The 21,832-nt window shown below is 69.1% G+C and carries 21 protein-coding genes and 2 pseudogenes; 15 read left to right on the top strand and 8 right to left on the bottom strand.

Going from position 1 to position 21,832, the window contains the following annotated elements:
- Positions 1 to 123 precede the first annotated feature (123 nt).
- The 4 genes from ACFY4A_RS34615 (at position 124) to ACFY4A_RS34600 (ending at position 5,052) form a co-directional block, all read left to right on the top strand.
- Positions 124 to 2,637 carry a DEAD/DEAH box helicase gene (locus ACFY4A_RS34615; protein ID WP_390833274.1) on the top strand — a complete coding sequence of 838 codons (2,514 nt, stop codon included), beginning with the start codon at positions 124 to 126 and terminating at the stop codon, positions 2,635 to 2,637.
- Between the two features lie 40 nt (positions 2,638 to 2,677).
- Positions 2,678 to 3,547, top strand: coding sequence for an acyl-CoA thioesterase (locus ACFY4A_RS34610; RefSeq protein WP_390833273.1), 870 nt, complete (start codon positions 2,678 to 2,680; stop codon positions 3,545 to 3,547).
- A gap of 397 nt (positions 3,548 to 3,944) precedes the next feature.
- A complete protein-coding gene (locus ACFY4A_RS34605) occupies positions 3,945 to 4,424 on the top strand; it encodes a sigma factor-like helix-turn-helix DNA-binding protein (protein ID WP_390833272.1) in 480 nt (159 codons plus the stop codon).
- Positions 4,402 to 5,052, top strand: coding sequence for a hypothetical protein (locus tag ACFY4A_RS34600; RefSeq protein WP_390833271.1), 651 nt, complete (start codon positions 4,402 to 4,404; stop codon positions 5,050 to 5,052). The genes ACFY4A_RS34605 and ACFY4A_RS34600 overlap by 23 nt, the downstream gene beginning before the upstream one ends.
- A 49-nt stretch (positions 5,053 to 5,101) precedes the next feature.
- Here the strand turns inward: ACFY4A_RS34600 and ACFY4A_RS34595 are convergent, their stop codons facing one another.
- From ACFY4A_RS34595 to ACFY4A_RS34580, 4 genes and pseudogenes are all read right to left on the bottom strand, one after another.
- Positions 5,102 to 5,809: a hypothetical protein gene (locus tag ACFY4A_RS34595; protein WP_390833270.1), complete on the bottom strand. Its 708-nt coding sequence runs from the start codon at positions 5,807 to 5,809 to the stop codon at positions 5,102 to 5,104.
- A 16-nt stretch (positions 5,810 to 5,825) separates the two neighbouring features.
- Positions 5,826 to 6,134, bottom strand: coding sequence for a hypothetical protein (locus ACFY4A_RS34590; protein ID WP_390833316.1), 309 nt, complete (start codon positions 6,132 to 6,134; stop codon positions 5,826 to 5,828).
- Positions 6,135 to 6,318: 184 nt separating this feature from the next.
- Positions 6,319 to 6,462 (bottom strand): annotated as a pseudogene (locus tag ACFY4A_RS34585) (transposase); the annotation flags it as partial.
- 865 nt (positions 6,463 to 7,327) lie between these two features.
- On the bottom strand, positions 7,328 to 7,480 hold the full coding sequence (locus tag ACFY4A_RS34580) for a hypothetical protein (protein ID WP_390833269.1): 153 nt from the start codon (positions 7,478 to 7,480) through the stop codon (positions 7,328 to 7,330).
- A 549-nt stretch (positions 7,481 to 8,029) separates the two neighbouring features.
- Between ACFY4A_RS34580 and ACFY4A_RS34575 the strand changes: the two genes are divergently transcribed.
- The 7 genes from ACFY4A_RS34575 to ACFY4A_RS34545 all read left to right on the top strand — a co-directional run bounded on the left by ACFY4A_RS34575 (position 8,030) and on the right by ACFY4A_RS34545 (position 15,602).
- Positions 8,030 to 8,248: a ferredoxin gene (locus ACFY4A_RS34575; protein ID WP_386576192.1), complete on the top strand. Its 219-nt coding sequence runs from the start codon at positions 8,030 to 8,032 to the stop codon at positions 8,246 to 8,248.
- The gene (locus ACFY4A_RS34570) at positions 8,245 to 9,648 is read left to right on the top strand and encodes an NAD(P)/FAD-dependent oxidoreductase (RefSeq protein ID WP_390833268.1); all 1,404 of its coding nucleotides are present in this window, start codon (positions 8,245 to 8,247) and stop codon (positions 9,646 to 9,648) included. The genes ACFY4A_RS34575 and ACFY4A_RS34570 overlap by 4 nt, the downstream gene beginning before the upstream one ends.
- A 61-nt stretch (positions 9,649 to 9,709) precedes the next feature.
- Entirely contained in the window at positions 9,710 to 10,972 is a 1,263-nt protein-coding gene (locus tag ACFY4A_RS34565) for a cytochrome P450 (RefSeq protein ID WP_390833267.1), read from the top strand.
- Positions 10,973 to 10,996: 24 nt separating this feature from the next.
- Positions 10,997 to 12,040 carry an NAD(P)-dependent alcohol dehydrogenase gene (locus tag ACFY4A_RS34560; protein ID WP_390833266.1) on the top strand — a complete coding sequence of 348 codons (1,044 nt, stop codon included), beginning with the start codon at positions 10,997 to 10,999 and terminating at the stop codon, positions 12,038 to 12,040.
- Positions 12,041 to 12,306: 266 nt separating this feature from the next.
- Positions 12,307 to 13,008 (top strand): HdeD family acid-resistance protein, encoded by a 702-nt coding sequence (locus tag ACFY4A_RS34555; protein WP_390833265.1) that lies wholly within the window; start codon positions 12,307 to 12,309, stop codon positions 13,006 to 13,008.
- Between the two features lie 633 nt (positions 13,009 to 13,641).
- Positions 13,642 to 14,850, top strand: coding sequence for a PP2C family protein-serine/threonine phosphatase (locus tag ACFY4A_RS34550; RefSeq protein ID WP_390833264.1), 1,209 nt, complete (start codon positions 13,642 to 13,644; stop codon positions 14,848 to 14,850).
- Positions 14,851 to 15,104: 254 nt separating this feature from the next.
- On the top strand, positions 15,105 to 15,602 hold the full coding sequence (locus ACFY4A_RS34545) for a hypothetical protein (protein WP_390833263.1): 498 nt from the start codon (positions 15,105 to 15,107) through the stop codon (positions 15,600 to 15,602).
- Here the strand turns inward: ACFY4A_RS34545 and ACFY4A_RS34540 are convergent.
- On the bottom strand, positions 15,590 to 16,867 hold the full coding sequence (locus ACFY4A_RS34540) for a diacylglycerol/lipid kinase family protein (protein ID WP_390833262.1): 1,278 nt from the start codon (positions 16,865 to 16,867) through the stop codon (positions 15,590 to 15,592). The genes ACFY4A_RS34545 and ACFY4A_RS34540 overlap by 13 nt on opposite strands.
- A 572-nt stretch (positions 16,868 to 17,439) precedes the next feature.
- Between ACFY4A_RS34540 and ACFY4A_RS34535 the strand changes: the two genes are divergently transcribed.
- From ACFY4A_RS34535 to ACFY4A_RS34525, 3 genes are all read left to right on the top strand, one after another.
- Positions 17,440 to 18,543 carry an AI-2E family transporter gene (locus ACFY4A_RS34535; RefSeq protein WP_390833261.1) on the top strand — a complete coding sequence of 368 codons (1,104 nt, stop codon included), beginning with the start codon at positions 17,440 to 17,442 and terminating at the stop codon, positions 18,541 to 18,543.
- A 194-nt stretch (positions 18,544 to 18,737) separates the two neighbouring features.
- Entirely contained in the window at positions 18,738 to 19,193 is a 456-nt protein-coding gene (locus ACFY4A_RS34530; protein ID WP_390833260.1) for a hypothetical protein, read from the top strand.
- A gap of 75 nt (positions 19,194 to 19,268) precedes the next feature.
- Entirely contained in the window at positions 19,269 to 19,751 is a 483-nt protein-coding gene (locus ACFY4A_RS34525; protein WP_390833259.1) for a hypothetical protein, read from the top strand.
- 171 nt (positions 19,752 to 19,922) lie between these two features.
- Here the strand turns inward: ACFY4A_RS34525 and ACFY4A_RS34520 are convergent, their stop codons facing one another.
- From ACFY4A_RS34520 to ACFY4A_RS34510, 3 genes and pseudogenes are all read right to left on the bottom strand, one after another.
- Positions 19,923 to 20,753, bottom strand: coding sequence for a DUF317 domain-containing protein (locus ACFY4A_RS34520; RefSeq protein ID WP_390833258.1), 831 nt, complete (start codon positions 20,751 to 20,753; stop codon positions 19,923 to 19,925).
- Positions 20,647 to 20,937, bottom strand: a complete 291-nt coding sequence (locus ACFY4A_RS34515) for a hypothetical protein (protein ID WP_390833314.1) — start codon at positions 20,935 to 20,937, stop codon at positions 20,647 to 20,649. The genes ACFY4A_RS34520 and ACFY4A_RS34515 overlap by 107 nt, the downstream gene beginning before the upstream one ends.
- Before the next feature lie 106 nt (positions 20,938 to 21,043).
- Positions 21,044 to 21,395: pseudogene (locus ACFY4A_RS34510) on the bottom strand (DUF317 domain-containing protein).
- A 217-nt stretch (positions 21,396 to 21,612) separates the two neighbouring features.
- On the opposite strand from ACFY4A_RS34510, the gene ACFY4A_RS34505 reads away from it, so the two are divergent.
- Positions 21,613 to 21,762 (top strand): LysR family transcriptional regulator, encoded by a 150-nt coding sequence (locus ACFY4A_RS34505; protein ID WP_390833257.1) that lies wholly within the window; start codon positions 21,613 to 21,615, stop codon positions 21,760 to 21,762.
- Positions 21,763 to 21,832: the final 70 nt, after the last annotated feature.

Raw genomic sequence — 21,832 nt, 5'->3', positions numbered from 1 at the left:
CTTGCGCCGCTGTCCAGTTGGCCCGGTGTGCCGATGTCCTGTCGGCGACACAGCGTAGCGGTCGTGATCTTCGGTCCGGCATCCGATTCCCGTCTTGGCCGGGGCGCCAGGCAAGATGGGGGCGTGACCCTCATCGATCAGCTCCCGCCGACCGCCGACCCCGACGCCCTGTACGAGGCCTTCGAATCCTGGGCGCAGGAGCGCGGTCTCACGCTCTACCCCCACCAGGAGGAGGCGCTGATCGAGGCGGTCTCCGGAGCCAACGTGATCGTGTCGACGCCCACCGGGTCCGGCAAGAGCATGATCGCCGCCGGCGCTCACTTCGCCGCGCTGGCCAGGGACGAGGTCACCTTCTACACGGCACCGATCAAAGCGCTGGTGTCGGAGAAGTTCTTCGAACTGTGCAAGCTGTTCGGCACCGAGAACGTCGGCATGCTCACCGGCGACGCCTCCGTGAACGCCGACGCGCCCGTCATCTGCTGCACGGCGGAGGTCCTCGCGTCGATCGCGCTGCGCGACGGCAAGGACGCCGACGTCGGCCAGGTCGTCATGGACGAGTTCCACTTCTACGCGGAGCCCGACCGGGGCTGGGCCTGGCAGATTCCGCTGCTGGAACTGCCGCAGGCGCAGTTCGTCCTGATGTCGGCCACACTCGGCGACGTCTCCTTCTTCGAGAAGGACCTCACCCGCCGCACCGGGCGCCCCACCGCGGTGGTCCGTTCGGCGACCCGCCCGGTTCCCCTGTCCTACGAGTACCGGCGCACACCGCTCACCGAGACGCTCACCGACCTGCTGCAGACGCGCCAGGCGCCCGTGTACATCGTCCACTTCACCCAGGCCCAGGCCGTGGAACGGGCGCAGGCGCTGATGAGCATCAACATGTGCTCGCGTGAGGAGAAGGACCAGATCGCCGAGCTGATCGGCAACTTCCGCTTCACCACCAGGTTCGGCCGTAACCTCTCCCGCTACGTCCGGCACGGCATCGGCGTCCACCACGCCGGCATGCTGCCCAAGTACCGGCGTCTGGTGGAGAAGCTGGCGCAGGCCGGTCTGCTGAAGGTGATCTGCGGTACGGACACGCTCGGCGTGGGCGTCAACGTGCCGATCCGCACGGTGTTGTTCACCGCGTTGACCAAGTACGACGGCAGCCGCGTACGCACGCTGCGCGCCCGTGAGTTCCACCAGATCGCCGGCCGGGCCGGCCGCGCGGGCTTCGACACCGAGGGCTTCGTCGCCGCGCAGGCCCCCGAGCACGTCATCGAGAACGAGAAGGCCCTCGCCAAGGCGGGCGACGATCCGAAGAAGCGCCGCAAGGTCGTCCGCAAGAAGGCACCGGAGGGCTTCGTCGGCTGGACGGACAGCACCTTCGACAAACTCATCGCCTCCGAGCCGGAGCCGCTGACCTCCCGCTTCCGCGTGACGCACACAATGCTGCTCTCGGTGATCGCACGGCCCGGCAACGCCTTCGAGGCGATGCGGCGCCTGCTGGAGGACAACCACGAGTCGCGCAAGCAGCAGCTGAGGCACATCCGGCGGGCGATCGCCATCTACCGCTCGCTGCTGGACGGCGGCATCGTGGAGAAGCTCGACCGACCGGACGCCGAGGGCCGTATCGTCCGGCTCACGGTCGATCTCCAGCAGGACTTCGCGCTCAACCAGCCGCTGTCCACCTTCGCGCTGGCCGCGTTCGAACTGCTGGACCCCGAGTCGCCGTCCTACGCACTGGACATGGTGTCCGTGGTGGAGTCCACGCTGGACGACCCGCGCCAGATCCTCGCCGCCCAGCAGAACAAGGCGCGTGGCGAGGCCGTTGCCGCCATGAAGGCGGATGGTGTCGAGTACGAGGAGCGCATGGAGCGCCTCCAGGAGATCACGTACCCCAAGCCGCTGGAAGAGCTGCTCTTCCACGCGTACAACACCTACCGCAAGAGTCACCCGTGGGTGGGCGACCATCCGCTGTCGCCGAAGTCCGTGATCCGCGACATGTACGAACGGGCGCTGTCGTTCACGGAGTTGGTGTCCTTCTACGAGCTGGCCCGCACCGAGGGCATTGTGCTGCGCTACCTGGCCAGCGCGTACAAGGCCCTGGAGCACACCGTCCCGGACGACCTGAAGTCCGAAGACCTTCAGGACCTGATCGCCTGGCTCGGCGAGATGGTGCGCCAGGTCGACTCCAGCCTGCTGGACGAGTGGGAACAGCTGGCCAACCCGGAGGAGATGACCGCCGAGGAGGCCCAGGAGAAGGCCGACCAGGTCAAGCCGGTCACCTCCAACGCGCGCGCGTTCCGCGTCCTGGTCCGCAACGCCATGTTCCGCCGCGTCGAACTCGCCGCCCTCGACCAGGTCGGGGAGCTGGGCGAGATGGACGCCGAGTCCGGGTGGGACGCCGAGGCCTGGGGCGAGGCGATGGACAAGTACTGGGACGAGTACGACGACCTCGGTACCGGTCCCGACGCCCGCGGCCCCAAGCTGCTGGTGATCAAGGAGGAGCCGCAGAACGGGCTGTGGCGCGTGCGGCAGATCTTCGACGACCCCGCCGGCGACCACGACTGGGGCATCAGCGCCGAAGTCGATCTCGCCGCGTCCGACGCCGAGGGCCGCGCGGTCGTCCGTGTGACCGACGTCGGCCAGCTGTGAGCCAACGTCGACCCGTTCTGAACCCAGGAGTCTCCCACCCATGACCAACCCGGCCGAAAGGCTCGTCGACCTGCTCGACCTGGAGCAGATAGAAGTCAACATCTTCCGCGGCCGCAGTCCGCAGGAGTCCCTGCAGAGGGTCTTCGGCGGCCAGGTGGCCGGCCAGGCGCTGGTCGCCGCCGGACGCACCACGGACGGCGAGCGCCCGGTCCATTCGCTGCACGCGTACTTCCTGCGCCCGGGCCGGCCGGGGGTGCCGATCGTGTACCAGGTGGAGCGGGTACGGGACGGGCGGTCCTTCACCACCCGCCGGGTCACCGCGGTGCAAGAGGGCCGGACGATCTTCAATCTCACCGCCTCCTTCCACAAACCTGAACAAGGGAGCTTCGAGCACCAGATGCCGCCGGGCCGCGAGATCCCGGAGCCCGAGTCCCTGCCGACGGTCGCGGACGAGATCCGGGAGCATCTGGGCACACTGCCCGAGCAGTTGGAGCGCATGGCACGGCGCCAGCCGTTCGACATCCGGTATGTGGACCGGCTGCGCTGGAGCGCCGATGACGTCAAGGAAGCCGAACCGCGCAGCGCCGTGTGGATGCGCGCGGTGGGGCCGCTCGGTGACGACCCGCTCGTGCACACGTGCGCGCTGACCTACGCCAGTGACATGACCTTGCTCGACGCGGTGCGCATCCCGGTCGAGCCGCTGTGGGGGCCGCGGGGCTTCGACATGGCGTCGCTGGACCACGCCATGTGGTTCCACCGGCCGTTCCGTGCGGACGAGTGGTTCCTCTACGACCAGGAGTCGCCGATCGCGGTGGGCGGCCGGGGTCTTGCCCGGGGCCGCATCTACAACCCCGAAGGGCAACTGATCGTGTCCGTGGTGCAGGAGGGGCTGTTCCGCAAGGTGGGCTGACCTGCGGTTTCACCGATCATCGGTCGGCCCGCGCCGCGTCGTAAGGGCTTCAAGTTCTCGACGTACGCGACCTGGTGGGCCCGGCAGGCGCTGGAGCGGGCGCTCGGCAACGAGAGCCGGCTGATCCGCATCCCGATCCATCTGCACGAGAAGGTGCGCAAGGTCGCGATGGTCGAGGCACGGCTGGCCGCCCAGGGCCAATCCCTGACCGCCGGCGCCGTGGCCGTGGCGGCGAACCTCACCGTGGCCGAGGTCGACGCCGTGCGCCGGTTCAGCCGGCCGACGGACTCCCTGGACCGCGAGATCGGCGACGGAACACATCTGGGGGAGCTGGTGGCGGCGCTGCACCTTGCGCCCACTCCTGAGGAGGTTCTCGCTCCAAAGTACTCCCGGCAGCGTGTGGAGGAGTTGCTGCCTCAGCGAGCGCGAGGCCGACGTGATGCGGCGGCGCTGCGGGCTGGTGGGCGGCGAGCGTCAGACGCTGGGGGAGATCGGCGAGGAGTACGGAGTCACGCGTGAGCGCACCCGGCAGCTGGAGAACCGGGCGCGGGACCGGTTGAAGAAGGTGCTGGCGGGCAGTGCACCCGCACCGCGGGGGAAGCGCGGGCGGAAGCGCAAGACGCAGGTGCAGGAAGAGGCGTCTCCCGCACCCGCACCCGCACCCGCACCCGCACCGCACCGCACCGAAGGCTGCTCTCCCGGCGGCGAGCGCCAAGAAGCCGCGTGTGCCGGACGGGCAGGGGACTCTGTTCTGACAGCTCAGAGATCCGGGCGGATCATGGCTCGGCCGTTCCGCCGCCGGCGAACTCGCCTCGGTCGTGGTGAGTTGGGCATGCGGCGGCTACGGTGGGCGAATGTCTGTTCAACACACCAGTGAGGTCGAGCGGGTCGCGGCTGCTTGGCGGAAGGTGACCGGCTGGCTCGCCGAGCATGCGCCCGTCTCCCACGCTTCTCTCCTTGCGCCCGCGACGGAGGAGGAGATCGCCGCGGCCGACTCCCGCCTGAGGCATGCCGTCGGGTTCGGGCTGCCCACGGAATTGGCGGCGCTGTGGCGGCTGTGCGGCGGTGTGGAGCACCAGTACATCGAGGCCAATGAGGAAGCGGGCGAGGTCGGTTCGGGGGCGTTCCTGCCGGGCGGGGTTCTGCTCGGTCCGGAGGATGCTCTCCGGCCGCGGCTGCCGGAGGTCGGGCGCGGCGATATGTGGGGCTCCGCGGTGGTGCCTTGGCTGACCGGCGACGAGGCAGGACCCGAGTCGGGGCTCTACGTGGGCGAGGACGGCGCCGGCCCCTGGTCGCTGCCGGACAATCTCGCGTGCGACAAGCCCGGGTATCCGTCGATCGCCGCCTATCTCGAGGCCGTTCACCGCACGCTCACCGAGGGGCCGGCCGACGCCATGGGCCCCGATGTGCCCGGCCTGGTGTGGGGCTGTCTGATCTGGGACGACCCCGAGGCTCCTCTGCTGGACAATGCGTTGGAGCACTGGCACCCCGTCCACTCACCGTGACTCTGCCCGGGGCCCGCCTGGCGGGCGGGCCCCGGGCAGAGTGCGGTGGCTACGGCTTCTTCATCTCGCAGACGAGAGTCGCCGCGCCGGTGTCGCAACCCTTGAACCACAGATCACCCGCGTCGATCGCGAACTCGTCGCCGTCGATGACCCGCATCTGTGAGAGGAACTCGTTTCCGTACTTGTTCATCGCGCCCTGGTTGACGTACCCCGACATCGAGGAACGGCCGCACTTCTCGCTGAACGTCGGCGCGTCGTAGCGGGTGTCATCCAGGAGGTGCTCACTGCCGTCGTCGACCTTCGCCGCCACAGTCTGGATGCACTCGCCGCCGCCGGCCGTGCCGGCCGGGTTCAACCCGCCGGCGGTGGCGGGCAGGCCGACGGTCTCGTACGTCGAGGCGAACGGCACCTCGTCACAGTTCACCTTGTCGGGGTTCGGCAAGGGGACCTGCGGGCGGAACTCCGGGTGCAGGAACGTGTACGGGTGTGGCACGAATCCCTTGGTCGGGACGTAGCCGTCGGCCCGGTTGCCGCCGTAGTAGCCGCAGACGCGGTTACGGATCTTCTTCTTGGTCCAGGTGGAGTTCACCCGGCCGTTGTCCGCGTCGGGGCGGTAGTGCAGCGGCTTGGCGATGGTCCCCAGGTCCTTGAGCGCGGACTTGTTCTGGACCATCCAGAAGTGGGCCGCGGCGGCCGGGTAGCGGGCGGCGTCCATCTGGTACTCGGGGACGTACTGCGTCAGGACGCATCCCGGCACGCCGTACGAATCGACCTTAGGTCGACGGCGGCAGTGCCCGCTCACCCGGCATCGATGTGCGCTGCGACAAGGCCAAGCGCGACTTCCGGATCCAGTCGAGGTGGTGGTCGACATGGGATAAGCCGGAGATATGCCGGACCTCGACCGTGTCCTGCTCGAACTCCAGGGAGCTGCTGTCGAGTTCGACGAGTTCGTTGCGATCGAGGGCGATCGAGGCCAACGTCCGCTCGGGTGCCACCGCGAGGCTGACGGCGATGCCGACTATGCCTGACCAGCACAAACCAAGCTCCACACTCGGTTTCGAGAAGCCTTCTGAGGGCGTCATGTGGCCTTGCGCGCCTTGACAGCCATGACGACCGGGGTGGGAGCACCGTGCTCGGCGAACTGTTCAAGTACCAGTCCGGCGTTGAGGAATGCGTGCAGCAGGCCGGGCAGCGGAAGGTGGGTGGCTCCGACCTTGTCGCGTACCCCTTGATCCGTCCAGGACGCCTTGGTCCAGTTTTGCGCCGGGCCCGCGAGACCCAGCTGTGCAACGTCCCCGGGTGGATGCCCAGATCCTCGGCCACCTCCGGAATCGGCTTCCCGGTCTCCGTCACGATCCGTACCGCCCCCTCACGGAACTCGGCGTCGTAGATGCGCTTCCTGGATGCCATAACCCCCAACTATCCCTCCGGTCACGGTCCCCACAGTAGGAGGGGAGGTGCACGGTGCCGCCTCCGTCAATCTGCCAAACCGAGCCCCCGCTGTGGATCACCCACCGGCGTCCAATCCCCGGCGCCGGCACCCCGCCGGGGCAGCTTGCCCGCGCCCGGAGCATCAGGGCTTCGCTTCCCATCGTCCCCATCACGGCCGCTCCGCTTGGAAGCACATTTGCCGCTGACGTCCGGACCAGGTCCCAGCAGAGATGGACCCTGGTGATGACATCGGAGACCAAGATCCGGACCATATGCAGGCCAGCCTCCTTCCGACCTTCTCCATGGCTGCCATACCGGCTGATCAACGGCTTACATGGCCTGTACCACCAGCAGACGAAGAACCTGCCGGCGCCCCTCCACGCAGGAAACCTGCGGCGCGGCGCTTACCCCCAGACGGGGCTGCGCGTGGCGTCCGTCCTCGCCAACCAGTACGGCTTCCGCATCGAATTGGCAGCACCCAATCTGTATGGCGGGACCCGTGCGGTCATCGTGCTGCCGCAGGCCCTGTTGACGACGCCCAAGCCGCCTCAGCCGGCCCCCGCGCAGACGACGCCGTCAGCACGCCTGGCGCCTGCCCCGGAAGCCGTGCCGCGGGTGCCGGCACCTTCCACGACGGCGAGTGGGCTCACCGTCCGCCAGCGCACTCCGCGCCCCGTCACCGCCTCCCCCGCGCATCCCGGCCTCGAGGTGGGACCGGGCAGCCCCGGGGTTGCCGCCGCCTGGATGGACGACGCCCGCCGCGCCCGGGCGACAGGGTCCGCATCCGAGATGGCGCTCCGGACAGCGAGCAGCGCCGCGTAAGCAGATCCGTCGCCTCAAGGAACTACGGGCTGCCGATGCGGAGGAGACCGCCCGGCTCAAGGCCGACGTTGAAGCTCTTGTCGGAGCCTTCCACCAGGCAGCGGTCGAGGACTAACTCCTGCGCCAGCAGTTGAAAGAACGTCCGGCTGTCCTCCGCCTGCTGCCCATACTGCATCGGCCCGGGACCATCGGTGGCACTCCACTGTGAGGTCATCGAGGTGGTGACCGGGCCGTGCAAGGCGTGATCAGCGGCTTCAGCCGGCTCGGTCGGCCGGGGGCCGTGTTGTCTCCACAAACGCTCATGATCACGGTGGCCGCTTCTTTGCGGACAGGCTCTCCGGAAGCCCGCTACCTGCATGAACCGGTAAATGATCAAGAGTTACATCGGCCTGAGAGAGCTTGTTTTCCGCAACAGCGGGTTTGCGATCGTCGGAAGGCGGGACGAGTATTTTTCTAGGGCACAACGGCCGGGGCACACCTTGATGGTGACGCCGTCGATGTGCACCGCGCCCTTCGAACGGTGACGCTCACAGCCGACAAGCGTCACCGTCAAGGCAGCGACGCAGCGAACAAGACCGAACCTGCTCAGTCGGTGGCCTCGGCGGGGCGATGGGTAGGGCATCCAGCCGGGTCGCCTGATGGGAGGCTTGAGAACCGTTCCATGGCTTCATGACCGCGTCGATGGTCGCCGTGGGGCGGGAGGCAGAACGGAAGGAGTCTGCCCATGCGGATCGTCGTGGACCTGAATCGCTGCCAGGGATACGCACAATGCGTGTATCTGGCGCACGAGGTCTTCAGGTTGAACGGTCAGGAGGCGCTCACCTATGAGCCGAACCCCGATGACGAGCGGCGCCTGCAGGTTGAGCGAGCCGCTGCGGCTTGCCCGGTGCAGGCGATCGTGATCGACCGCTTGGACGGCGCGGAGCGGGGCGAGACGTCATGACCTTGCCGGCAACGGTGGCAGAGCTGGTGCGCGAGTTCAGGGCCAACGGCCGGATCGTCATCGTGGGTGCGTCCCTGGCCGGGTTGCGGGCCGCGGAAACCCTGCGCGAGGAGGGCTTCACCGGCTCTTTGACCATCATCGGGGACGAGCCGTACGAGCCCTACGACCGTCCCCCGCTGTCCAAGCAAGTGCTCAAAGGCTGGGTGCCGGCCGACCACACCAAGCTGCCCCGCATGCGAGAAGTAAATGCGGACTGGCGGCTCGGGGTGGCCGCCACCGGGCTGGACCGGGACACCAAGCAGGTGCGCCTGGCCGACGGCGAGCGGGTCCCGTACGACCGGTTGCTGATCGCCACGGGCACCCGCGCGCGACAGTGGCCGAACCCGACCGAGGCCGCCCTGCACGGGGTCCATACGATTCGCTCGCGTGATGATGCCGCGCAGCTGCAGAAAGCGCTGGCCGAAGCGCCGTCGCGGGTCTTGGTCATCGGCGCCGGGTTCATCGGCTCGGAAGTGGCCTCTGTCTGCCGGGAACTCGATCTCCTGGTGACCGTCGTCGAGCGGGGTTCGGCGCCGCTGGTCGGCGCGCTCGGCGGGGTGATCGGGGAGATCGCCGCGCAGATGCAGCGCGATCACGCCGTGGACCTGCGCTGCGGGCTGGGCGTGTCGTCACTTGAGGGCGACGGCGCCGGACATGTGCGGCGTGCCGAGCTTTCGGACGGATCCACCGTCGACGCCGACGTGGTGGTGGCCTCGCTGGGGTCGATCCGCAACGTGGAATGGTTGGAGGGCTCGGGGCTGGCGGCCGGCTTCTGGGGTGTCGGGTGCGACGCCGGTGGTCGTGCCTTCGACATCAACGGTGTGGTCACCGACAGCATCTACGTGGCAGGGGATGTGGCGCGTGCGCCGCATGTGCTGTACGAGTACCAGTTCCTGGCGATGGAGCATTGGGACAACGCCGTTTTCGGTGCCGAGGTCGCGGCGCACAACATGGTGAACCTCGAGCCCCACTATCGCCCGCATCTGCTGCTACCCGGCTTCTGGTCCGGTCAGTTCGGCGTCAATATCAAGTCCGTCGGTGTGCCGCCTTTCGGCGACGAGATCGTCTTCACGCAGGGGTCCGTCGCGGAGCGCCGTTTCGCCGCCGCCTACGGTCACCGGGGCCGCATCGTCGCGGCCGTCACGTTCGATCACGGCAAGTGGCTGGAGTACTACGGGAAGCTGATCGAGCAATCTGGTCCGTTCCCGCCTCCGCCGCCGGGCTGGGACCAGCCGCCCGACACGAAGCCGATGCCGGCCGAGTTCCCGGACCCAAGGGTTCCGACGGCGATCCCCGACGTCGTCCTGACCGGCCATGCCCCAAGCGAGCGGACGGCCGAGTTCCGGCCCCGACGTCACTGACGCGCCCGCCGGGCCAAGCGTGCAGGCGGACAGCACCGACAGGAAGAAGGAGGGGAGCCTCGTGGTCGAGGAAACCCCCTGGCAGCAGGCCCTGCGCTACGCCAACCGCGCCAATCCGTACCCCTTCTACGAGGAACTGCGCAAGACACCGGTGGCGCGGCAGCCGGATGGAACCTATGTCGTCAGCACCTACCGGGAGATCGTCGCGCTGCTGCATGACCCCCGGGTCAGTTCGGATCCCCGAAAGTGTCCCGTCCCGGCCGCGGCCCCGGCGGAGGGCTCGGCGGAGGCCGAGCCGATCAGGGAGGCGCTGACCGAGCCGAACATCATCACCCAGGATCCGCCCGAGCACGATCGGGATCGCCGGACGATGACGCCGCATTTCGTCGGCCCACATCATGCGCCTCACCTGATCTCCGACCTGGAGCCCGAGATCCGCCGCATCGTCGACGGCCTGCTGGACGGCATGCAGGGCAAGACCCGGATCGATGCCGTCGACGACTTCGCCTATCCCCTGCCAGTGACGGTGATCTGCAAGGTTCTGGGCGTGCCGCTGGAGGACGAGCCGCGCTTCCACCACTGGATCGAGACCGCCCTGGACGCTTTGGACTTCGGCCCCGAGGCCGCCTCCGAAGAGATCCGGAGCCGGCGGGCCGGGGGCCGTCAGGCCGTGCAGGAGTTCGGGCAGTTCGCAGCTGAGCTGCTCGACCGGTACGCCGACCAGCCCGGCCCGGGCATGCTCTCAGCGATGGTGAACGAGGACGGCCCGGAGGGACGGATGTCCAAGAGCGTGCTCACGAGCAACGCCCTGCTCCTGATCTTCGCGGGCCATGAGACCACGGTCAACCTCATCGCCCACAGCGTGCTCACCCTGCTGCGCCACCCCGAGGCGCTCAAGACGCTGCGCCGCCGGCCCGAGCTGATCGTGACCGGGGTGGAGGAGCTGCTGCGCTTCGAGTCGTCGGTGCAGTTCTGGCACACCCGCTCCGCCGTGGAAGCCATCGACGTCGCCGGCACCACCATCCCGAAGGGAGCGCCGATCTTCCTGGCGTACGGCTCGGCGAACCGCGACCCTGAACGGTTCACCGATCCCGACGAACTCGACCTCGAACGCCGCAACAACCAGCACCTGGGATTCAGCCAGGGCATCCACTTCTGCTTCGGCGCTCCACTCGCGCGGCTCGAGGTCCAGATCGCGGTCGGCGAGTTCGTCCGCCGAGTGCAGAACCCCCGGCTCGTCGAGGATCCGCCGCCGTACCGGCACAACCAGATCTTCCGCGGCCCGCGGCACGTCCTGGTCGACATCGACGGCATCCACGACTGACCCGGTGTGAGGAAAAGGGCCGCTATGCGTGCTTTCCAACTCGTCGGTTGGCGGCAACCGCCCGAGCTGCGCGAGGTGCCGGTGCCCGAGCCCGGGCCGGGGCAGGTCCTGGTGAAGGTCGCAGGTGCCGGGGCCTGCCACTCCGATCTGCACATCATGCAGGCACCCGCACCGCTACCCGGTTTCACGAACCCGCCCTTCACGCTCGGCCACGAGAACGCGGGATGGGTGGAACGGCTGGGACCGGGTGTCACCGGGTTCGCGCCGGGAGACCCGGTGATCGTCTATGGTTCCTGGGGCTGCGGCATGTGCGCCAACTGCCGTCAGGGCCGGGAGAACTACTGCCAGAAGCTCAGTGGTCAGGGCCCGGGCCTGGGAGGTGGTCACGACGGCGGCATGGCCGAGTACCTGCTGGTCCCGGCGGCGCGATACCTCATTGCGCTGGGCACCCTCGACCCCCGCCAGGCCGCCCCGCTCAGCGACGCGGGACTGACCAGCTATCACGCCGTCAAACGGTCGCTGCACCTGCTGGGACCGGGCTCAACCGCGGTCGTGATCGGGGCCGGCGGTCTGGGGCAGATGACCATCCAGATTCTGCGCACGCTCAGCGCGGCGACCACCGTCGTCGCCGTGGACACCGACGCCGGCAAACTGGAAACCGCCAAGCGCATGGGCGCCGACGAGGCTCTGCTCTCGGGCGACGAGACGATCGCGCGCATCGAGGACATCACGGCACAGCAGGGCGCTCAGCTCGTGCTGGACATGGTCGGCACAGACCCGACACTGCGGATGGCCGCTCGGGTGGCCAGGATGCTCGGCCACCTGACCATCGTCGGCCTCGGCGGCGGAGCCCTGCCCGTGAACTTCTCCAGCCCGCCGCACGAGTGCTCGGTCGCCTCGCCCTACTGGGGCTCCCTCACCGAACTGATGGAAGTGATCACCCTCGCCCAGCAGGAAAAGATCACAATGCTGGTCGAGCACTTCCCCTTGCAAGACGCCAACGAGGCCTACCAGCTCCTGCACGACGGCAAGATCCAAGGACGCGCCGTCATCACCCCCCACGCATGAGTACCGACGTGTCAACCCCAACGGGACACCAAGACATGTCCTACGGCCGCCGGCGTCGGGCGGCCCGGGGAAATCGCACCCCGGGCTCCCACAGAACGGAGCGTAACAATCGGGGCACGCGTCGGTGAACAGGCCGGAGGAGCCTGCCCGTGGAATACCTCATGCACCACGCCCCCCGCCCTCTCCACCGAGCAACACGAGGCTGATCGGATGACGATGGACATGTACGGGCGTGACCACGCTGCTCCCAGAAGGAGGCAGGTGTCATGACATCTCCTTCCGATTCCCCCGGCCCCGTTCCCCCGCGCGGCACCGAGCCGCGAACGCGAGAGACACCGCAAACGCAAGAGACGCCCCTGGCCGAAGGCATGGCCGCCCTGGCGAACATGGGCTGGCAGATCCTGCTCACCATGGGCCTCGCCACCATCGCCCTGGGCGTCATCGCCCTGGTCTGGCCGGGCGCGACGCTCCGCGTCGTTGGCATCCTTTTCGGCGTCTACCTGCTGGTCACCGGTGTCTTCCAACTCGCCGCCGCCTTCGGCACCCACGTCCGTCGGCATCTTCGCGTACTGCACTTCATCACCGGCGCGGCCTCCATCCTGCTGGGACTGATCTGCTTCCGGGGCACCCTGCAGTCGATCCTGCTGCTCGCCCTGTGGATCGGCTTCAGCTGGCTGCTGCGCGGCACCCTGGAGACGGCCGCGGCGGCCTCCGCCCCGGACATGCCGGCACGCGGCTGGCACGTGGCCTTCGGCATCATCGGCGCTCTGGCCGGCGTCGTGATGATCATCATGCCGTTCGCCTCGATCGCGACCCTCACCCTGGTGGTCGGCGTCATGGCTATAGTCCTGGGCCTGACGGAGGTGATCCGCGCCATCAGGACACGCGTCGAGATCGGCCATCTCGCTTCCGGCACGGCCACCCAGCGGCGCCCCCTGTTCCACGCCCGTCCGCACCCCCAGCACTGATCGGCCGGACGCGGCAAGCGGCGACATCGCGCAACATCCGCGGGTCATCGGCCGGCGAGCGGACCTTCACGCCCATCGCAGTGGGCGCGGCTGTGGTGGCGATCCTGGCGTCGCGCGGCGCGCCCAACTGGCCGGGGCGTTCTCGGGCATCGGCTCATCAGGGCCGTACTCACCTTCCGCCCGAGCCAGAGGAGTGGAGAAGTCGTCCACGGTGTGACCACCGCAGCGGCAGCATCGGAGCTGCGGCGGATCAGGGCCGAAGCGCGCTGGACCTCCCTGCTCCCGCCGCCAGCTCCAGTAATTCCCTTTGCGTGCGCTTCCCCAGGCTCTGAAGAGCAGACGTGAGCCGGGAAGCTGAAGCAGCCGAAGGCAGCCCGGTCAACATGGTCAGCGAGCGCCCGCGCGCATCGAACCCTCCGCCGCGGCCGAGGACGCCGGGGTCCAGGCACTGGCCACCGAGTTCACCTTCGAGGAACCGTCCAAGATCCCGGAACAGATCCCTCATTCCCGACCGAGAGCCCACCACGGCACGAGCGCCGACGAACCCGCTGACCCCGCTCTGCTGTCTGCCCCGTCTCACACGTGAGAGACGACGGGATCGGAGTGAGACTGGGCAGGGAAGGGGTGATCCCCGTGTCGGACCCACCGCAGGCGTCCGCCGATCCCGCCCCCGCCGTTGACGAGAATCGGCTGGAACAGCTGATCACCGAGGCGCAGACGGCCCTGCCGGTCGAACTGCCCGCCCTGGCCAACCAGTGCGCCTCGGCGCTCGGCCTGGGCACCGCGCTGATCTACCTCGTCGACCTGCAACAACGGCTGCTCATTCCACTCGACGAGGCCTTGGAGCCGCTGCCGGTGGACCGCTCGTCGGCCGGCTGGGCGTACCGCACGGTCTCTCCGCGGGTGGTCGAGACCGATGACGGCTTGATCGTCTGGATGCCTCTGGTCGATGGTGCGGAGCGGCTGGGCGTGCTGGAGGTACGGACCGCCTCGCTCGATGGGGTGCGGATGCGTCGCAGTCGGATGCTGGCCCATCTGTTCGCCATGCTGATCTCCTCCAAGCGTGCCTATAGCGACTGGCTCGCCTCCCGTACCCGCACCGCGACCATGGGGTTGCCCGCCGAGATGCTGCGGGCCTTCCTGCCGCCGCGCACCATCGGCAGCAGCAGGTGCATCTCGACCGCGGTCCTGGAACCGGCGTACGACATCGCCGGGGACGCCTTCGACCACTCGGTGGTCAAGAACGAACTGCACACCATGATCCTTGACGGCATGGGGCACGATCTGACCGCCGGCCTGACCACGTCGGTCGCCATGGCGGCGGCGCGGAACGCCCGCCGCGGCGGTGGCGACCTGGCCGACGTCGTCGGCTGCGTCGACCAGGCGCTCGCCCTGTGGCTCCCCGACCACTTCTGCACCGGCGTGCTGTGCCGCCTCGACGCGGAGACCGGGGTGCTGCGCTGGGTCAACTGTGGTCATCCCCCACCGCTGCTGATCCGTGCCGAGCGGGTGCTCGCCGGGGCGCTGGGCAGCCTTCCGCAGCCGCCGATCGGCCTGGCCGGCCCGCTCGCCCCGGCAGCCCGGCAGGTCCACGAGACGAAACTGGAACCGGGCGACTGCGTCCTGCTCTACACCGACGGTGTCGTGGAGGCGCGCGACGCCGACGGCGCGGAGTTCGGCCTCGACCGGTTCACCGACTTCATCATCCGCTCCAACGCCGTCGGCCGGCGTCCGGCCGAGGCACTGCGGCTGCTCATCCACGCCATCCTCGACCACCAGCGCAACCAACTGCGGGACGACGCGACCATCCTGCTCTTCGAATGGCGCCCGCAGTGCCAGTAACCGTCCGCACCTTGCGAGCAGCCAGGCCCCAAGCTGGGCCGCAAGCGCTCTGCTGAAGTCTGCTTTGCGAGGCGGATCACCGACTGCGTCGGCCGTAGAAGCACGACCGGCCGGAAAATGCTGAGTCGCATGGCGGACGGGTGCAGGATTCCGGCGGATCACGCAGATGAGGTCCGAGGAGTGAGCGAGTGGAATGACGCGGTGGTGCCCGTCGGGTGTGGACCGTTCGCCGGCGGACGGCGGGGGGCTTGCGGATGCGGCAGTCGGGTGATGGTGCTGAACCGTGCCGCGCGGCGGCGCAGGTGCCGGTGGCCGAGAGCGGGTTGTGGGCGAGCCGGTGGCCGCGCGGTCCGGTAGAAGATCCGCTTACCGAGCTCGACGAGGAGGAGGTAGACGACGACCATGGCGGCCACGGCGGCGAAGAAGGCGGTCGGCAGGGGTTGGAAGCCGAGGACGGAGGCCAGGGGGGTGGCCGGCAGGGCGGCGCCGAGGGCGATGACACCCAGTGCCGTCGGCGTCAGGGGGAGGCTGGGCGGCTGCGCCGGAACGGGGTGCGGCGGGTGCGGATGGCGAAGATCACCAGGGTCCGTGGGGCAGGCGAGTTCACGAACCAGCCGGTGTGGAAGACCCACAGCGTCACCGCGAAGGTCACGAAGTCGGACAGCGAGCCGATCGGTCCGGAGCACATCGTGAAGCGCCGGATGAAACCGTCGGTCACTCGGTCCGGTGCGGGCTGCGGTCAGCCGGTGTGACGGCCGCGAGCAGCCCGCCCGACGGCTGAGGCCATCCGCCGGACGGCGGCCCAGCCCGGCGGCCGCCCGGCGGGCGCGGCGTCCGGCCGATGGCGGGGGACCCGTACCCGTAGCGTCCGGGGACTGATCCGGCACCGCACGGGTGTCGGCAGGGTGACGGCTTCGCCGTCCAGCCCGACGGGGATGACCGGGACGTCGGCGTGGACGACGACGTCATCGGGTGTGGCGAGATGGGTCAGGCCGTGCGTCTGCCCGCTGCGCAGCCGGGCGGCCGTCTCGGCGGGCGTCTCCGCCCTGGCGGCCAGGACTCCCAGGAGCCCGGAGTCCAGCTGCGCACGCCTGCCGAGTCCGGCCGGGTCATCGACCTGGTAGGGGTTGTTGCTCACCAGCACGGCATCCGGCCCCTCCACCGTGAGCAGCCCGGCGCGCACCACCAGGTGCGGTCCCTGGTGGCGGGCCAGGAACTCCGGAAGGATGCGCACCGTGGTGCCGATCTTGTCGTCCCGATAGGCCGGGTCCTGCACCAGGGCGGCGTACGCGCCGAACGAGACGTTGTTGACGAACACCCGCTCGCCCGCGAACCCGAGGTCCACGCGCAGCTCGACGCCGTCCGTGAGGGCCTCCAGCGCGGCCGAGGGGTCCGCACGGTCCAGGCCCAGGTCCATCGCGAAGTGGTTGCGGGTGCCGGCCGGAATGACCACGAAAGGAACACCGCTCTTTGCGGCCACTCCGGCGACAAGTGCCTGCGTGCCGTCTCCGCCGGCCACCCCCAGCAGATCCGCACCGTCATCCACCGCGCGTCGCGCGACCGCCGCCAGGTCCTGGGGCCGGGAAGGATCGAGCAGGAGAACCTGAGCCCCCAACGCACGGGCTCGTTCCGCAATCCGGAACCTGCTCGCCTTCCCTCCCCCCGAATGGGGATTCACGATCAGATAGGGCCGCCGCGCGCCGGTCGCCGGTCGCGACGCGTTCTCGGTCACGGCACGTACCGACAAGCCGCATGCATCAGCCCGGCGCACATCACTGGCGGCAGCAGGGCTGCCGCGATCACGCCCGCAGCTGATGGCGCCGTCCCCCACCGGGCCGGCGGTCGGGCGATCGCACCTGCGGCCACCGTCTCCATGGCATTTCCTTCGACAGTTACGGCCTACGGCACCAGCCTGCGGCTCGGTCTGGGCATCCGCACCTGGGACGTTCGTGGTCGACCCGCCACCGCCATCAAGGTCCACCGCGCCCTGGACCGGTCCCCGCAACTCCTCCACCATCGCCGGGCCGACGCCGTCTCCTCAACCTGCGTGCGCCGGGGTCGGGCGGCGCGCGGATCAGGATGTGGATGAGCCGCGGAAGCGCGCTCACGCAGAAGGCCCGCTACCGCTCCCACTGCACGGCATCAGCCATCAGGCCAGTGTCGAGGGTGGTGAACGGGAGGCCCTTGAAGTGCTCCGCGGCCTGCTCGGTCGGGACGCTCGGGTGCCGGCCAATGGTCTGGATGATCTCCTTACCATGGTGCCCTCTTCAGCCGCGGCGTACAGATGAGAGCCGGCCGGGGCCTTCTCCGGCGCCAGCCGACCGAGGCGGTCAATGCCCAGGACGTGACCGGTGGCCCAGCGATTGGTGCCGGCGCCGCCGTAGCCGGACACGGCCGCCTCGGCGGCGATCCATGGGGGACGGCCGAGGCATCCGCTGGTTGTGTCCGCCTCCTCCCCTGGCGGCCGGAGGCGACTTGCCGCAGCCCGTGCCAGAGGCCGGCAAGTGCGACAGCGCAGGGAAATCACGGCTCACACCGGGCGAGGAGGTCTCCTCGTTTCCCGTGACCGGGGCTGGGCACTCAGTGCCCATGGCGGCGCGTCCGGTTCCGGTGCGAACCATCCTCGCCACCATCGGTCTGGTGCTCGCCACCTACGTCGTGATTGAGCTGGTGGTGCAGGCTCGCCGGGTCTTGATCTGGGCGGTCATCGCGTTGTTCCTGGCCGTCTCCCTTCATCCGGCGGTCGAGGCGCTGCAGCGACGGGTGCCGCGGTGCCGACGGTCGGTGGCCACCTTGCTGGTCTTCTTGGCTGCGGCCGCGGCCGTCGGCGCGGTGGTCGCCCTGTTCGTCATCCCCCTGGCTCAGGAGGGGAGCCGGTTCGCCGATCGTCTGCCCGCGATGATCAGGGACGCCCGGGCCGGCCGCGGGCCAGTCGGCAACCTGCTGGAGCGGACGCACGCTCTGCAGTACGTCCAGCGGCATCAGGCGCAGATCCGCGCGTTCGCCACCGGACTGAGCACGCCCGCCTTGAAGTTCGTCCGCAGTGCCGCGACCACCGCGACGGGCGCTCTCACGATTTTCGTCCTGGCCTATCTGATGGTGCTGGAGGGCCCCAAGGCCATAGCTCGGTCCCTGGCCCTCGTGGACGAGGCGCCCGCGGCCCGCATACGCCGGGTCGGAGCCGCGTGCGCCCGTACCGTCAACGGCTACCTGACCGGAAACTTGCTGATCAGCTTCATCTGCGGGCTCCTGACCTACGTCGTGCTGCTGGTTTCCGGAGTGCCGTTCGCCGGCCTGCTGGCCCTCTTCGTCGCCCTGACCGGCCTCATTCCCCTGGTGGGGGCCACCATAGGGGCTGTCGTCGCCTCCACAGCAGCGTTCGTCCACTCCCTGCCGGCCGGCATCGGAGCCATCGTCTTCTTCATCGTCTATCAGCAGGCCGAGAACCACCTCCTGCAACCGGTCATCCTGTCCCGGACGGTGAAACTCAACCCCCTCACCGTGCTGCTGGCCATCCTGATCGCCGCCGAAGTCGCCGGGATCCTCGGTGCCCTTCTGGCGATTCCCGTCACCGGCATCATCCAAGTCGTCCTCGGTGACATCTGGGCTCACCGCGACGCTCGGCCGCTGGGGCTGCCGATGCGGGCAGACAGCAGCCCCGAGAACGCCGGCCGGTCCGACGACCCCGAATGACCGCCATATGGAATCCGGCCGCCACAAGCGCAGCGAGGAGTTCGCCCAGGTCGAAGACTCCGCCTTTCGCCGTCGGGCTCTGGGCTGCTTCCTCGGCCCAGTAGGGCTCCTCGTGATTGACGCGGGCAAGCACCAACACGTTCTTGGCCACGACGGTCCAGTCGGCGCTCCGGGACCCCGAGGGAGGACCACGGTTGTTCCATCGGATAAGACGCCGCCGCGCGGAGGAAGAGATCGCCGGGATACTGCGCAGGCACGCAGAGTTCGAAGCGCGGATCGTCGCGAACCAGCTGCCGCCGCACCCCGCGCAGCCGGCCACCGCCGCGGAGGCGCCCACTGAGCCGGCGTCCGTGGTCGACAACTTCCTGCCGCCGGAGCTGCGGGTGCCCAGCCACGATCAGGTCGAAGGCCGGATGATGCCCTGGCCCTGGCCCATCGTCCTGGACGACGAGGTCGTCGCCTGCGCCCAGTGCGGGACGTACCGCGACTGGCTCATCATCTCCACCCGCGGCCAGGTGTGGCTGCGCTGCCGCGCCGGCCACCAGCGGCTCGAAACGCGTCTCGACACCGCCTGGTTCAACCGGCACTCCGGTCCTTCGGACGCGACGCACGCGACGTTCGAGGACTGCCTACGGCACCTCGGCCACTGACCCCTTCCCCTACGACCCCGCCGGGCCCGTCGGCCCGCGCTGCCCAACTGTCCCCCGGCACCAAGGGGTCCTGCCGTGCGCGTCCGTGTCGCCACCACCGTCCTCGGCCTCACCGCCGTCACCGTCTTCGCTCTGCCGGCCTGCTCCACCCACTCCAGCAAGACCCGGTCCGTCTCCTCCGCCGGCGTCGGCATTCCGGCGAACAGCGGGCAGGAGACGACGCCGCTGTCGTCGGCCGCGTTGGAGCCCTTGCTTCTCGACGAGAGCGACCTGGGCGCCGGCTACACGCGCAAGCCCGAGGGCACCACGCAGCACGACGATGTGACGGTTCTCGGCTGCCCCGCCCTCAACCAGCTGGGCGGTGACGCGGCCACCGCAGGCTCGCTCGGCTTCCGCCGCCAGGCGAAGGCGTCCTTCACCTACACGGCCGGCACCAGCTCGGAGGTCTCGGAGGAGCTGTACAGCGACAGCGCCGACAAGCTCTCCTCGTCTCCGGCTCACCCGCCCTCGTCGACCGGCACTCGACCAGGCTCTCGCCAAGCGACAGCAGCCCGCTGACACTCCTCCGTATGCCACGGCGCCCCCGGTCACACGGACGACCGGGGGCGCCGTGGTTGTACCTGGCCCTTCGGCGACAGCCCTGAGACAGTGAGCGATCAGTCCGGAACACCACGCAGCCCGGCCTCCCCGAAGCGGGAGGCCGGGCTTATGTGCGCGGTGTTCCTGCCCTCAGCCGGCCGGGGCGCGCAGGAGTCGGTCCCGCGTGCTCTCGGGCAGCACCCGGCGCAGGACCGGGACGGTGGAGCTGAGGGAGGCGGCGAAGACCGCGACAAGGTCGTGCGGCACGCTGGCACCGAAGAACGCGGCCCACAAGAAGGGCGCGCCCAGTGCAGGCTGCGCCCATGCCAGCCATCCGGCGGGTCCCGCCTCGTCCGCCTCGACGGCCAGGAGGCGGGGGTCGGCGTCCTGGATCAGGGGCGGCACCTCGCCGAGGCTGAGGTGAGAGGTGAACGTCGGGTCCGCCGCACCGGCGTCGGGCCGGTCGACGTCGCGGAGCCAGCCGTGGGCCGTGACGGCATCGAGGACCAGCCCAGGCCCAGTATACGCGGCGGTGGGGTCGTCGCGGGCGTCGAGCGCGAGGAGGAAGTCGGCGAGAACCTCGCCCGGCACATCAGGGGTGAAATAGGCGGACCACTGCGCAAGGGGCGTAGTCACATCCTGGCGGGCGGAGATCTGCCACGCGATCGGCAGGTCGCCCAGGTGGAACGGCTCGTCGGGCAGCATCCACTGCGCCCACCGGAGGGTGTCGGGACTGATGTGGAGGACGGTGCTGCGCAGGACCTGCCGGTCCTCCGGGGCCTCGTCGGGCTCCTGACGTCCGCGGACGATCGCGAGGCTGGTCCAGCCGAGGCCGGCGAGCGTGTCCGCGACGACGTCGTAGAGACGTCCGTCGTCACCGCCCGCCAGCGGGGCGGGCAGAACGGCGGGGGCGGCGCGGGGGCGCCTGAACGGGAGCCTGCCAGGCGAGGGCGACGGCCACCTTGGGCGGCAGGTGACCAAGCTGTGTGTCCGCGTTCCGGCCCTCGGCCAGATACACGACAAGGCGCCCGGCCCGATCCGTGGCCTCGACGACCTGTTCGAGACGGTGCTCCATCGGGAAGAACGGGTTCACGGCCAGCCGCAGGGGCGAAGCCGGATCGCAGGCGGACAGACGCTTGACCAGGTCACCGACGGTCATCTCCATGAGCTGCACGGGAAGTCTCCTTAATTTGCGGAAAGCGGCTTTCGAACCCCTCGCTGTGCGGGCGCCGAAACACGTCCGGTCGAAAACGGCGAAGCCAACTCGCCCTTCACAAGGGCTGGGAAGTAGCCAGCACGCGGGCCACGGCGACGGCGACGATATCGGCCGGCGTCTCGGTTTCGGAAGAAATGCGGTAACCGCGCACCTTGGCCGTACCTGTGACGGCTATCGTCCATCCCTCGCCGTCGGTACCGGGGCGGCCCAGCGGAAACCATCCGAGATAGAAACGGCCGTCTTTTGAGTTGACTTGCACGCCCCCCGTCGTCCACGACCAGGTTGAAGTCATCGGCGGAGAATTGGTCCATGACGAGCACGGACTGGCCTGGGCCAAGCTGCCACGCACGCAGACGCAGGGTCTCAACGGTGGTAAAAAATCCGGGGCTCACGGGAGCCGCGGTCACGGGCAATCACCTCTCTGACGTGATTTCCGGGAAGGTCGTCTACCTTGGCATGCGTGGATCTTCCCTGTCTGCCCCCGGCGAACTGCGACGCCACCTCGCGGTGTAGGGTCTCAGATTTCGTGGCCAAATCTCACGAGCGATGGCCAAGCGATGGCATATCTGACACGAATCTGAGACTGGCAGGTCAAGCCGCCTCGGCATCCGCCAGTCCGCTCTGGTGACCCAGATCAACCGTCTCGAAGAGGACCTCGGGCAGCCCCTCTTCGAGCGGGCAGAGCGCGGCAGGGCCATGAAGCTGACCCGATTCGGGAAACGCGTCGCCGCAGCCGCCCAGACGATCCCGGCTGAGGAAATGCCACGACGGTGAGAGGAAACACCCATCCAAGCCGTGAGACAGCGGGAAGCTGCTCAGCGCCTCGTCTCGTACCTGGTCAGGA

It is taken from the genome of Streptomyces sp. NPDC001292 (assembly GCF_042896465.1).
Classification (GTDB): Bacteria; Actinomycetota; Actinomycetes; order Streptomycetales; family Streptomycetaceae; genus Streptomyces.
The sequence above is the reverse complement of the archived record's forward strand: the minus strand, read 5'-3'. Positions and strand labels throughout refer to the sequence as shown.

Bases quoted from the DNA above. Each gene is read 5' to 3' on its own strand.
- ACFY4A_RS34540 (WP_390833262.1), bottom strand. From the start codon at position 16,867: ATGGTGGAGGAGTTGCGGGGACCGGTCCAGGGCGCGGTGGACCTTGAT.
- ACFY4A_RS34515 (WP_390833314.1), bottom strand. From the start codon at position 20,937: ATGGAGATGACCGTCGGTGACCTGGTCAAGCGTCTGTCCGCCTGCGAT.
- ACFY4A_RS34535 (WP_390833261.1), top strand. From the start codon at position 17,440: ATGGCGGCGCGTCCGGTTCCGGTGCGAACCATCCTCGCCACCATCGGT.
- ACFY4A_RS34610 (WP_390833273.1), top strand. From the start codon at position 2,678: ATGACCAACCCGGCCGAAAGGCTCGTCGACCTGCTCGACCTGGAGCAG.
- ACFY4A_RS34570 (WP_390833268.1), top strand. From the start codon at position 8,245: ATGACCTTGCCGGCAACGGTGGCAGAGCTGGTGCGCGAGTTCAGGGCC.
- ACFY4A_RS34575 (WP_386576192.1), top strand. From the start codon at position 8,030: ATGCGGATCGTCGTGGACCTGAATCGCTGCCAGGGATACGCACAATGC.
- ACFY4A_RS34555 (WP_390833265.1), top strand. From the start codon at position 12,307: ATGACATCTCCTTCCGATTCCCCCGGCCCCGTTCCCCCGCGCGGCACC.
- ACFY4A_RS34560 (WP_390833266.1), top strand. From the start codon at position 10,997: ATGCGTGCTTTCCAACTCGTCGGTTGGCGGCAACCGCCCGAGCTGCGC.
- ACFY4A_RS34600 (WP_390833271.1), top strand. From the start codon at position 4,402: ATGTCTGTTCAACACACCAGTGAGGTCGAGCGGGTCGCGGCTGCTTGG.
- ACFY4A_RS34580 (WP_390833269.1), bottom strand. From the start codon at position 7,480: ATGCAGTATGGGCAGCAGGCGGAGGACAGCCGGACGTTCTTTCAACTG.
- ACFY4A_RS34545 (WP_390833263.1), top strand. From the start codon at position 15,105: ATGCGGCAGTCGGGTGATGGTGCTGAACCGTGCCGCGCGGCGGCGCAG.
- ACFY4A_RS34590 (WP_390833316.1), bottom strand. From the start codon at position 6,134: ATGACGCCCTCAGAAGGCTTCTCGAAACCGAGTGTGGAGCTTGGTTTG.